Annotated in this window: 10 protein-coding genes; 3 read left to right on the forward strand and 7 right to left on the reverse strand. The window is 63.2% G+C overall.

Going from position 1 to position 12,360, the window contains the following annotated elements:
* Window positions 1-6: 6 nt before the first annotated feature.
* From lepA to rpoE, 5 genes are all read right to left on the reverse strand, one after another.
* Window positions 7-1,824, reverse strand: coding sequence for a translation elongation factor 4 (lepA, locus tag KPL81_RS13445; protein WP_209477809.1), 1,818 nt, complete (start codon window positions 1,822-1,824; stop codon window positions 7-9).
* A gap of 197 nt (window positions 1,825-2,021) precedes the next feature.
* Window positions 2,022-3,449 (reverse strand): DegQ family serine endoprotease, encoded by a 1,428-nt coding sequence (locus KPL81_RS13450; RefSeq protein ID WP_219792613.1) that lies wholly within the window; start codon window positions 3,447-3,449, stop codon window positions 2,022-2,024.
* Between the two features lie 115 nt (window positions 3,450-3,564).
* Entirely contained in the window at window positions 3,565-4,485 is a 921-nt protein-coding gene (locus KPL81_RS13455; protein WP_240549245.1) for a MucB/RseB C-terminal domain-containing protein, read from the reverse strand.
* Between the two features lie 74 nt (window positions 4,486-4,559).
* Window positions 4,560-5,264, reverse strand: coding sequence for a sigma-E factor negative regulatory protein (locus tag KPL81_RS13460; RefSeq protein ID WP_219792615.1), 705 nt, complete (start codon window positions 5,262-5,264; stop codon window positions 4,560-4,562).
* Window positions 5,265-5,443: 179 nt separating this feature from the next.
* Window positions 5,444-6,049, reverse strand: coding sequence for an RNA polymerase sigma factor RpoE (gene rpoE, locus KPL81_RS13465; RefSeq protein WP_197450503.1), 606 nt, complete (start codon window positions 6,047-6,049; stop codon window positions 5,444-5,446).
* Between the two features lie 298 nt (window positions 6,050-6,347).
* Here rpoE and KPL81_RS13470 point away from each other — a divergent pair, with 298 nt between their 5' ends.
* On the forward strand, window positions 6,348-7,424 hold the full coding sequence (locus KPL81_RS13470; protein WP_219792616.1) for a 3-deoxy-7-phosphoheptulonate synthase: 1,077 nt from the start codon (window positions 6,348-6,350) through the stop codon (window positions 7,422-7,424).
* Between the two features lie 63 nt (window positions 7,425-7,487).
* Here the strand turns inward: KPL81_RS13470 and dinG are convergent, their stop codons facing one another.
* Window positions 7,488-9,623: an ATP-dependent DNA helicase DinG gene (gene dinG / locus KPL81_RS13475; protein WP_219792617.1), complete on the reverse strand. Its 2,136-nt coding sequence runs from the start codon at window positions 9,621-9,623 to the stop codon at window positions 7,488-7,490.
* A gap of 210 nt (window positions 9,624-9,833) precedes the next feature.
* Window positions 9,834-11,108, reverse strand: coding sequence for an ATP-dependent RNA helicase RhlB (rhlB, locus tag KPL81_RS13480; RefSeq protein WP_219792618.1), 1,275 nt, complete (start codon window positions 11,106-11,108; stop codon window positions 9,834-9,836).
* A 144-nt stretch (window positions 11,109-11,252) separates the two neighbouring features.
* Between rhlB and KPL81_RS13485 the strand changes: the two genes are divergently transcribed.
* Both KPL81_RS13485 and xthA read left to right on the forward strand, forming a co-directional pair.
* Window positions 11,253-11,501: a hypothetical protein gene (locus KPL81_RS13485; RefSeq protein WP_209477796.1), complete on the forward strand. Its 249-nt coding sequence runs from the start codon at window positions 11,253-11,255 to the stop codon at window positions 11,499-11,501.
* On the forward strand, window positions 11,501-12,331 hold the full coding sequence (xthA, locus tag KPL81_RS13490; RefSeq protein WP_219792666.1) for an exodeoxyribonuclease III: 831 nt from the start codon (window positions 11,501-11,503) through the stop codon (window positions 12,329-12,331). The genes KPL81_RS13485 and xthA overlap by 1 nt, the downstream gene beginning before the upstream one ends.
* Window positions 12,332-12,360 lie beyond the last annotated feature (29 nt).

The following is a 12,360-nucleotide window of genomic DNA, read 5'->3' on the forward strand; positions in this document are numbered from 1 at the left end:
CCGTTCCTAGTCGTTCACCTTGAGCACGGCCAGGAAGGCGTCCTGGGGAATTTCCACCCGACCGACCTGTTTCATGCGTTTCTTGCCCGCTTTCTGTTTCTCGAGCAGCTTCTTCTTGCGCGTCACGTCACCGCCGTAGCACTTCGCGGTCACGTTCTTGCGCAGCGCCTTGACCGTGGAGCGCGCCACCACCTGGCCGCCGATGGCGGCCTGAATCGCCACGTCGAACATCTGGCGTGGAATCAGCTCCTTCATCTTCTCGACCAGCACGCGACCACGCGAATGCGCGTGGTCGCGGTGAATGATCACCGCCAGCGCGTCGACCCGATCGCCATTGATCAAGACGTCCAGGCGCACCAGCTTGGCCGCTTCGAAGCGCTCGAAGTTGTAGTCCAGCGAGGCATAGCCCTTGGAGATGGACTTGAGACGATCGAAGAAGTCCATCACCACTTCGCTCATGGGCAGCTCATAGGTGAGCTGGATCTGGCTGCCGAGAAACTGCATGTCGAGCTGGTTGCCGCGACGGTTCTCGCACTCCATGATCACGTTGCCGACGAACTCCTGCGGCACCAGGATACTGGCACGCACGATCGGCTCGCGCATCTCCTCCACGTCGGCCATGTCGGGCAGCTTGGAGGGGTTGGAAACGTATTTGATGTCGCCGTTTTTCATGGCCAGCTCATAGACCACGGTGGGCGCCGTGGTGAGCAGGTCCAGGTCGTACTCGCGCTCGAGCCGCTCCTGGATGATTTCCATGTGCAGCGTGCCGAGGAAGCCGACGCGGAAGCCGAAGCCGAGGGCGTCGGAATTCTCGGGTTCGTACTCCAGCGAGGCATCGTTGAGCGCCAGCTTCTCCAGCGCGTCGCGGAAATCCTCGTAATCGTCGGCGCTGACCGGGAACATGCCGGCGTAGACCTGCGGCTTGACCTTCTGAAAACCGGGCAGGCGCGCCACGTCCGGCGTCTTGGCGTGGGTGATGGTATCGCCCACCGGGGCACCATGGATGTCCTTGATCCCGGCCACCACGAACCCCACTTCGCCGGCACGCAGAATATTGGTTTCCTTGCGCAGCGGCGTGAAGATGCCCACTTCGTTGGCCTGCCAGTCGCGGCCCGTGGACTTGATCCGGATCTTCTCGCCCTTCTTCAGGGTGCCATCGAAGAGTCGCACCAGCGACACCACGCCGAGGTAGTTGTCGAACCAGGAGTCGATGATCAGGGCCTGCAACGGCGCCTGTGGATCACCCTTGGGCGGCGGGATGTCGCGTACCAGGCGTTCTAGCAGTGCATCGATGCCCATGCCGCTCTTGGCGGAGACCTGACAGGCGTCGGTGGCGTCGAGGCCGATGATCTCCTCGATCTCGTGCGAGACTTTGTCGGGATCGGCCTGCGGCAGGTCCATCTTGTTGAGGACCGGCAGTACCTCCAACCCCTGCTCGATGGCGGTGTAGCAGTTGGCCACCGACTGCGCCTCGACGCCCTGGGCCGCATCCACCACCAGCAGCGCCCCTTCGCAGGCATAAAGGGAACGCGATACCTCGTAGGAGAAGTCTACGTGGCCGGGCGTGTCGATGAAGTTGAGCTGGTAGGTGTTGCCGTCCTGGGCATGATAGTCCAGCGTGACCGACTGGGCCTTGATGGTGATGCCGCGCTCGCGCTCGAGGTCCATCGAGTCGAGCACCTGCTCCTTCAGCTCGCGCTCGGTCAGACCGCCGCAGCTTTGGATCAGACGATCTGCCAGGGTCGACTTGCCGTGGTCGATATGGGCAATTATCGAGAAATTCCGAATGTGCTTCAGTTTATCGTTGCTTGCTTCGTTGCTCATCTAGCCCAGTCCGGTGTTCGACACGAGCGCGGCAGCGGCAGAGTCATCGGCGCCCGCTAACGTCATGAGAATTCGATGGCCGGTATTGTACCGGCATGACCCAAGGTTGGACAGCACAGCGGCACCGGGCAGTAAAAACACGAACACCTCCCGGCATGGCGGGAGGTGTTCTGCGACTCGTCCGACGCCGGGTCGACTCAGTCGCGACCCAGGCGCAGCGCCACGAACAGGGAGCCGCGCCCTTCGCGATACAACCGCACAGGCACGGGGCGGTCAGTGGGCAGGTCGGCAGCCAGGTCACGCAGCTGCTCGGCGCTCTCCACGGCATGATGATCGAGACTGACGATCACGTCGCCCGGCATGATCTTGGCTTCGGCCGCTGCCCCGCGAGGATCGACATCACGCACCAGCACGCCGCCATCGATACCCAGGCGCTTACGTTCGGCCTCATCGAGTTCGGCCACGGCGATGCCCAGGCGCGCCTGAGCGTCCGAGCCAGCGGCACTCGCCTGTCGAGCCTGCTCGCTCTCCGGCCAGTCACCGATGGTCACTGCGATATCCTGTCGCTCTCCGTCACGCAAAATAGTCAGCTCGGCCTCGTTGCCCGGCGTCACCCGGCCGATCAGGCGCGGCAGGTTACGTGAGCGCTCGACCTCCTCCCCGTCGACTTCCAGCACGATGTCGCCCGCCTGCAGGCCCGCCTGGGCCGCCGGTCCCTCGGGGTCGAGATCGGCAATCAAGGCGCCGCTGGGGCTGTCCATGCCGAACGATTCGGCCAGGTCGCGAGACACCGGCTGGATCATCACGCCGAGCCACCCGCGCTGAACACGTCCGTCGTCGCGGATCTGGCTGGCCACGTCCATGGCCACGTTGATGGGAATGGCGAAAGACAGCCCCATGAAGCCACCGCTGCGGGTGAAGATCTGTGAGTTGATCCCCACCACTTCGCCGTCCAGATTGAACAGCGGGCCACCCGAGTTGCCGGGGTTGATCGCCACATCGGTCTGAATGAAGGGCACGTAGGCGTCACGCGGCAGCGTGCGATTGATCGCGCTGACGATACCGGCAGTCACCGAGTGGTCGAAGCCGAAAGGAGAACCGATGGCGGCTACCCATTCCCCCACACGCAGTTCGTCGGAGTCGCCCATGTTCAGCGTCGGCAGGTCCGAGGCGTCCACCTTGAGCAGGGCCACGTCGGTCTGCGTGTCGGCCCCCACCAGCTCGGCTTGCAGCTCACGGCGGTCGTTGAGACGCACGAGAATCTCGTCGGCCCCCTCGACCACGTGAGCATTGGTCAGGATATAGCCATCTTCACTGATCACGAAGCCGGACCCCAGCGATTGCCGCTCGCCGCCCCGCCCGGGCCCACCGCCTCCTGGCGGCATCGGGAAGCGATCGCCGAAAAAGTGGCGAAATATCTCAGGGATCTCCTGGCCACCGAACCCCTCGAAGCCCTGCGAACGCTCCGGTATGACCCGGGTAGTGGAAATATTGACCACCCCGGGAGCAGCATCCTCGACCAGTTCGGTGAAGTCGGGCAACTCGCGGGCAAAGGCCGACTGCCATGACAGCAGCACGACCAACAGCAGCGCCCAAAAAGAGAACTGTCGCGTCAATGGCATCATAAAAGCTCCTGCATCAGCTTAACGTCGTCTCAGCGGTAACTAGGAAACACATTGTTTTTCAACATGGCGCCGGTTTGCCGCAACGGGACCCGGCACGTGTCGCGTGATCGAGCGATCACTCCGGCACCTCACGCCAAGCCAGGCTCTCGGCCACTTGCACGAGCACCCGCGGAGGCAACTCGCCCATGACAATGACCTGATGGGGTCGATTGTCAGCCACGACATGGCGAACCACGGCGAGAGAGATGCCCAGGCGATGCAACCCGGGAATGAGGCGTTCGCGCCCTTCTTCGATCGGTTCGACGAACAGACTGAGCGTCGAGAGACCATCACTATAGATGCGATGGATCACTCTCCGTTCGCCCCCCTGCTGCTCCGACTCGTCGTCGAGAGGCTGATCGACGAAACCGTCAGGCAGCCAGGCAGGGAACCAAGACGGCCGCGGCGGCTCACGGTAGCGGTCCAGTATCACGCCGCCCTCATGCAAGCGTGGCGACTGGAGCTCGGTGAACTGGAACGTCTCCACGACGCGCCCACGATCATCGATGAGCTCCCGCTTCAGCGGCAATGAGGTCTCGGAATCGAGCCACAGACGCTGGCCAAAGCGCATCCCATCGAGAGGCTCGATGTCCAGTCGCACTGCACTGCGGTTGGCAATGCGCTCGTCGTGCCCCATGGTCAGTCGATAATAACGGTCAACATGCTGTGCGATTCCTGTCGGCGATACCGGCGCCTCCGAATCGGTACCGGACCCACTCATGCGGTTCATGTGACCGCTACGCTCGAAGAGAACCGGCGGCCCATCGAGGAAACGGGCGACTTCACGCTCAACGCCGTCCTGAATGTCTCGTGATAGCGCCAGTGTACGCACTCCGTCGATACCGATGCGTACCGCGCGAGCCTGGAACTCGAGACAATGGTTGGCCCACAGGCTGCGCTCAAACCACTCAAGCGGCGTCTCGGGCTCCGCCCAATCGGCCAGTTGGCGACAGTCGAATCGCTCGGCATCGGGCCGTTCCGCTATGGGTTCGGCCAAGGCAACCGGCATAGGGGCCAGAAGCGCAGCGCTGCTGAGTAGGGCCAGGCGCCTTGCGATACGCCCGCCTACCATCAGCGTTGCCCCAGTGTCTCGTTACCTGAACCACGCAACAGGGGCATCCATACATCACCACTCCGATGGGTCGCGCCTTCGGCATGGCGGTCGAGATAGGATTGCAGCAGCCGCGCCTGCTCCTGGTCGATGCGTTGGGACTGTCGGGGATTGGGCGTCATGAACAAGGGGGAGTCAAAGCTCGCCCCTACCGGCATCAGGCCCGATTGCCCGCTCGCGGCCGACGGCGAAAAGAGCGGCATGCCGACGGGGGTCGCCTGAGCACCGCTGCCCGCCTGAGCGGCAAGGCTTGGCTGTGACTGGGTGGAAGAACGACTCTCCCCGCCGGCCAACTGAGCATTACCGCCCGCACGGGTGAAGTCGTTACCTTGGTAGAACTGAACGCCAGTGATGACCATCAGGGTAACGGCGGCGGCGATGCCCGCACTGCGGGCAAAGGGGTAGGAGCGGCGCGGTGCGATAGGCGGCGCTTCCACGGCCGGAGCCGGTTCGGCTTCCAGTCGTGCCATGATACCGGCCGACAGGTCCGTGCTGACATCGATGTCATGATCCCGCCGCAGCAGGCTGCGCATCAGGTGATAGCGTCGCCATGCCTCCGCCGCATCTGGCTCGCTTTCGAGCGTCTTGAGTACTCGGCGCAGCTCGAGATCATCACCTTCGCTGTCCATCAGGGCAGAAAGCGATTCCCGTGCATTCTGACTCATTCCTTACACCCCCACATCGACAAGGCACCCTGCCTCGCTATCAATGATTCCCGGCATTCCTGACCGCACCCAACCGGAATGCCGACAGCCCATGTTGCCGCTGACATACGGCAGTCAATGCTTCAGACGTCATCGACGCGAGACAGTTCAGCGTCGAAGCGAAAACATTGTCGAAAACTTCACTCCGTTATCGATTCCCGCGTGCGCGACGTGGTCACCAGCGGCTGAATGTGCTGATCCACGGCCTCGCGGGCACGAAAGATACGTGAACGCACCGTGCCCACCGGACACTGCATGATATTGGCGATATCTTCGTAGGAGAGCCCATCGAGTTCACGCAAGGTGATAGCCGTGCGCAGGTCGTCGGGCAGATTCTCGATGGCCTCGAACACGGCCGTCTCGAGCTGGTCCCGGGCCAGCGACGACTCCGGCGTCTCGATGTCAGACAGACGTCCGGTGTGATCGAGGATCTCGGCATCGACGATATCGAGGTCACTACCGGGAGGACGCCTCCCCTTAGATACCAGGTGGTTCTTCGCCGTGTTGATGGCAATACGATACATCCAGGTATAGAAGGCGCTCTCGGCGCGAAACTTGCCGAGCGCCCGATAAGCCTTGATAAAGGCCTCCTGGGCCACATCCTGCACCTCTGCGTGGTCCTGTATATAGCGTCCAATCAGCCCGATGATCTTGTGTTGGTATTTCTTTACCAGCAGATCGAAAGCGCGTGTGTCGCCTTTCTGCGCACGCTCGACGAGCTGCTGATCGGTTTCCCGGTTACCCATTCACGCTCTCCCCGGCAGGGAGATACCCCGAAGCGGGATGAGCGACGAATGCGTCGTTAGGTAGTCTGCATGCATGGTATCAACCTGGACCCCGTTGGCCGCTGTATGTCCCTGGACGTCATCGTCCGATTCGACAAGTGTTCCTTTTTCTTGGCCGCGCATCAAGCCGGCCGCCATGCCGCCGGCGCTGTGACAATCCCGGTGCCGCCGGGTTCCGCTACGATTGCTGATTTCTTTCTCGGCGGGTGTATAGTAGTTCATCCTCTCGCCATCAACGCACCACGACACAGGTAGCAACATGTCAGATCAGCAGGTCAGCAACCTCAACGTCTTGTCGCAGGACGTACTGATCACTCCCGAAGCCCTCAAGAACGAGATCCCCCTCGGCGAAGTCGCCGAGAGAACGGTGATCGAGGGACGCCGAACCATTCAGAACATTCTCGACGGCAGCGACCCACGACTGCTGGTGGTCATCGGCCCTTGCTCGATCCACGACGTCGATGCCGCCCTGGACTACGCGCGCCGCCTTCGACGCCTGGCCGATGAAGTGAAGGACAGTCTGTATGTCGTGATGCGCGTCTACTTCGAGAAGCCCCGCACCACGGTGGGCTGGAAAGGGCTGATCAACGACCCTCACCTCAATGGCTCCTTCGAGATCGAAGAGGGCCTGCACATTGCCCGCAAGTTGCTGGTCGACCTTTCCGAGCTCGGCCTGCCGCTCGCCACCGAGGCGCTGGACCCGATTTCGCCCCAGTATCTGCAGGACTGCATTAGCTGGTCGGCGATCGGCGCCCGCACCACCGAGTCCCAGACCCACCGTGAGATGTCCTCCGGCCTCTCGAGCCCAGTAGGTTTCAAGAACGGTACCGACGGCAGCCTCGACGTGGCGATCAATGCGCTGCAGTCAGTGTCGCATCCGCACAACTTCCTCGGCATCAACCAGAGCGGCCAGGTAGCGATCATTCGCACCCGTGGCAACGCCTACGCTCACGTGGTGCTGCGTGGCGGCAACGGCAAGCCCAACTACGATAGCGTCAGCGTGGCCTTGGCCGAGCAGGAACTGAACAAGGCGGGTATCAAGCCCAATATCATGATCGACTGTTCCCACGCCAACTCCAACAAGGATCCGGCACTGCAGCCGCTGGTACTGGACAACGTCACCAATCAGATCCTGGAAGGCAACACTTCCATCATGGGATTGATGGTCGAATCCAACATCGGCTGGGGCAGCCAGAAGATCCTCGACGACCACAGCCAGATGCAGTATGGCGTCTCCATTACCGATGCCTGCATCGACTGGGCGGCCACAGAGGAAACCCTGACGCGCATGGCAAGTAAGCTGGCTCCGGTGCTGGCCGAACGTCGCCGGGGCTGACCTCGACCGCGCTTCACCAAGGCCCGCACTTGCGGGCCTTTTGCTGCTGGCTGCGGTTGAAATCTAGACGCCGTCGATCTCTCTCACGAATGGGGGTAACGCATCGAGCAATGCCTGACCGTAGCGGCGGGTCAGCACGCGGCGGTCAAGCAGCGTGATGCGCCCCCGATCGGCCTCCTTGCGAATCAGTCGGCCGCAGGCCTGCACCAGCTTGATCGAGGCGTCGGGTACGCTTATGCGCATGAAGGGATTGCCGCCCCGGCTCTCGATCCACTCGGCCAGGGTCGCCCCCACCGGATCGTCGGGCACGGCGAACGGGAGCCGGGTGATGACCACGTGGGTTAGGTAGTCGCCGGGCAGGTCGATGCCTTCGGCGAAGCTCGCCAGGCCGAAGATCACGCTACCCTCCCCGCCATCCACCCGGGCACGATGACGCTCGATCAGCTCGCGCTTGGGCAGTCGATCCTGGGCCAGCACCCGCTCGCGCCACTTCGCCGGCAGCGCCTTCTCCACTGCACGCAATTGGGCGCGCGACGAGAACAGCATCAGCACTGCTTCCTTCTCGCCGAGCCCACTGACGAAATCGACGATGGCCCGCTCGTGGGCGTCGCGGTCGCCGGGATCCACGGCCTCGCGCGGCACGCTGAGTACCGCCCGAGAGTAATCGAAGGGGCTCGGCAAGCGCTGATAGCGGTAGCGATTGGCCAGTCCGGCGCGTTCCTGCAGGCGCTCGAAGCGGCCAAGCGCGGTAAGCGTAGCCGAGGTCACCACGGCACCGAAGCAGCTTCCCCACAGACTCTTGGCCAGGGTCGGCGCCGCCGACACGGGGCTCGCCGAGAAGACCAGCTCAGGATCGCTGCCGAAGCGCTCCAGCGTCAGCCAACGCGCTCTCGGCGCCTCGCCTTCTATATCGGTCTCGGCATAGGCCTCCCACAGCCCATACGCCTCCAGCGCACGGCCATGCAACAGCGCTAGCAGCGGCAGCCAGGCCTCGGCCTGTTCGCGTTCGAGCCCGGTGTGCTTGTCGGGATCGAGGCTCTCCCGCAGGATGTCGCTCATGGTTTCCAGCGTGCGTGAAAGCTCGGCGAAGCCCACCAGCAGGTTGCCGGCATGCTCGCGCAGGGCATCGGGAACGCGCCCCATCTCGAAGCGGTATTGATGGTTCTCCTCGCCCTCTTCCAGTCCATGCTGGCGCCCGGCCAACTGATGGCCAAGGGAAAACGCTTCGCCCAGGCGCGGCTCCAGCGCGGCAATGGTTTCCGGCAGCCCGGACAACAGCCGCGCCAGGGTCGGCTGTATTGCCAGCGCCTGGTTGAGCTCGGTCAGAGACTTCTTCAGGTTGCCCAGCCAGCGCAGCGTGCCGTTGATGCCCACGCGGTGGGCGAAATGATTCAGTGCCTTGTCCGGCAGATGGTGGCCTTCATCGAAGACGTAGATGCAGTCGCCGGGGGGCGGCAGCACCACGCCGCCGCCCAGCGACAGGTCGGCCAGCACGAGGTCGTGGTTGGCGACGATGATATCGGCACTCTCCAGATCGCGGCGCGCACGGAAGAAGGCACAGGCGCCGAAATGGCCGCAGCGGCGGTTGGTACACTGACGATGATCGATGGTCAGGCGCCGCCAGTCGGTATCGTCGATGGATTCCGGCCAACTCTCGCGATCCCCTTCCCAACGACCGCTGCCATAGGCTTCGGCCATCTCCTGCACCAGCGCCTGGAAATGATCGCCGGCGCCCTGGGCCAGGCTCTGCTCGAACAGCGACAAGGTGGGATTGTCCTCGACGCCATCAAGGGCCTGCTCAAGGCGTGTCAGACAGACGTAGCGACCGCGACCCTTGGCCAGGGCATAGTCGAAGTCGAGGCCGCTGTGGGTCTTGAGGGCCGGCAGGTCCTGCAGCAGCACTTGTTCCTGCAAGGCGATGGTGGCGGTGGCCACCACCAGGCGCTTGCCCCTGGCCTTGGCCACCGGCAGTGCCGCCAGCAGGTAGGCCAGGGTCTTGCCGGTGCCGGTGCCCGCCTCGAGCACGCAGACGTGCTCATCGGAGACCCGACGGCCGCTGTCGTCTGCCTCGATGGCGCTGAGCGTGCGAGCGATCTCGGCGATCATCAGCCGCTGGCCGTAGCGTGGCGTCAGCCCCTGGGCCTCCAGCACGCGACGGTAGGCGCCCTGTATCTCGCCCTTGAGGGCCTCGTCGAGCATGGCCTCACTCTCTAGAGAACTTGGGGAAACGGCTTCGAGCAAACCGGAGCTCAACGACTGCCAGGGAGCCCTTGGCGGTGAATCCGGGGCCGTCGACAGGTTTACGAGGAGGCGCTGTGAACCCGTCCCTGGGCGCTACTTTTGCCATCCCTGGCAAAAGACCTCCTCTTCAACCTGTCCCCGGCCCCTGTGCAGCAAGGCAGCAAGCCGTTACAGCAGCCCCTCGGGTGGATGCTCGCAGGGCAGCTTGTCCTGGATGTAGCGCTCGATCTCGGGCAGCGAGAAGGCGTCCTCCTCGCCGACGAAGCTGATCGACACCCCAGTGGCCCCGGCTCGGCCGGTACGACCGATACGGTGGACGTAGTCCTCCGGATCCTCGGGCAGGGTGTAGTTGATCACATGGCTGACATCCTCGATATGGATGCCGCGACCGGCCACATCGGTGGCCACCAACACCTGCACCTCACCCTCGCGGAAGCGCTCCAGGGTCTTGATGCGCTGATTCTGCGGCACGTCGCCGGAGAGCATCGCCACGTTGATGTCGGCCTTCTTGAGCAGCCCTTCGAGCTTGCGCACCAGATCGCGGCGGTTGCCGAACACCATCACCCGGTCGAAGCTCTCCTGCTTGAGGAGATTGATCAGCAGCTTCGGCTTGTCATCGTCGCTGACCATGTAGACGCGCTGATCGATGTTGGCCTTGTTGTCGACCGTAACCTCGATCTCGACGTGGGTCGGCTGGTGGGTCCACTGGCTGGCCAGGTTGAGAATGTCCTGGGAGAACGTCGCCGAGAACAGGAAGGTCTGGCGCTCTTCCTTCTTTGGCATATGGCGGATGATGCGCTTGACGTCGGGAATGAAGCCCATCGACAGCATGCGGTCGGCCTCGTCGAGCACCAGAATCTCGACCTGGGTGAGATCCACGTCGCGCTTCTCGTGAAAGTCGAGCAAGCGCCCTGGCGTGGCCACCAGGATGTCGAGCTTCTTGCCCAGGTGTTCGCGCTGCTTCTGGTAGTCCATGCCGCCGACGACGCTTGCCACGTTGAGGTCGGTGAAACGCGCCAGCGCCTTGGCATCCTTCTCGATCTGCAGCGCCAGCTCACGGGTCGGCGCCACGATCAGGGCCCGCGGCGCGCCCGGCTTCTGCCCGTCCGGTGCTTCCTCCTCGAGGAAGTAGGCCAGTATCGAAATCAGGAAGGCAGCGGTCTTGCCGGTGCCGGTCTGGGCCTTGCCGACCACGTCGCCGCCCAGCAGCGTGTGGGTCAGCGCCTCGGCCTGGATCGGCGTGCAGTACTCGAAGCCCAGAGCATGGATGGCGCGCATCAGCGGCAAGGGCAGATCGAAGTCGTGAAAGCGCCACTTGCCCGCCACAGCAGGCACCTGAAACTGGCGCAGATCCCAGTTCGACTGGCGGCGGCGCGGCTTGCGACGACGACGCTTGGGCTTGCGGTTCTCGGCCGGGGCTGTGGTCTGTTCCGACTCGCTCATAGGCTATGTATCACGTCCGTAGCAATGGATGAACTTTGTACAGCCGCATATTGTACCAGCCTATGGCGTCGAGGGCGCGCCTCTTGCATTGGACTGGTAGAATGGCGCTTTGCTGCCACTCGACACCCATTGGAGCCAGGCCCGATGACACGCCGCAAGAAGACTCGCTCGCTGGCCGACAAGGTGACCATCCGCACCGGCAAGCGCAAGGACTACAAGAAATGGCGCCATGAGAATCCCGACCAGGTGACCTCATCGCGCCGCTTCACCCAGAAGAAACGCCAGCAGCGCAAGCTGCAGGCAGCGCGCAAGCTGGCCCGCCAGGAACAAGGCGCCAGCATCGACATCCATCCGGAAGGTACATCAACATCCAGCGAGGAGCGCGACGAGTGATACGCCTGGTCTCGTTCAACATAAACGGGCTGCGCGCCCGCCTGCACCAGCTCGAGGCGCTAATCGCCGCCCACCAGCCGCTAGTGATCGGGCTGCAGGAAACCAAGGTCCACGACGACGAGTTCCCTCGCGAGGCAGTCGAGGCCATGGGCTACCACGTCCACTATCACGGCCAGAAAGGCCACTACGGCGTGGCCCTGATGTGTCACAAGGCGCTCTGTCCCAGCGGGCCGGAGGAGGTCTTCTTCGGTCTGCCCGACGATGGCGAGGAGTCCCAGCGACGCTTGATCGGGGCGCGCTTGCGCACCGCCGATGGCGAGACGCTGACCGTGTGGAACGGCTACTTTCCCCAGGGCGAAAATGTCGACCACCCGACCAAGTTTCCCAACAAGCGCGAGTTCTACGCCCAGTTGATCCGATTACTGCACGAGCGGCACCGCCCCGACGAGCGGCTGGCGGTGATGGGGGATTTCAATATCTCACCCGAGGATATCGACATCGGCATCGGCGAAGACAACCGCAAGCGCTGGCTACGCGAAGGCAAGACCAGCTTCCAACCCATCGAACGGGAGTGGCTGGGCACACTCAAGGCGTGGGGGCTCACCGACAGCTATCGCGTACGCTACCCCGAGGCGGATGACCGCTTCAGCTGGTTCGACTACCGCTCCCGTGGCTTCGAACGCGAGCCCAGGCGCGGGCTGCGCATCGACTACATCCTGGTGACCGATTCCTTGGCCAAGCAGGTGCGTGACGCCGGCATCGACTACGACTTGCGCGGCATGGAGCGACCTTCTGACCACGCCCCGGTGTGGACCGACTTCGACATCTGAAACCTTGATACCTCGACCCGCAGGGGAAG

Origin of the sequence: Billgrantia antri (assembly GCF_019430905.1) — a bacterium.
Classification (GTDB): domain Bacteria; phylum Pseudomonadota; class Gammaproteobacteria; order Pseudomonadales; family Halomonadaceae; genus Halomonas; species Halomonas antri.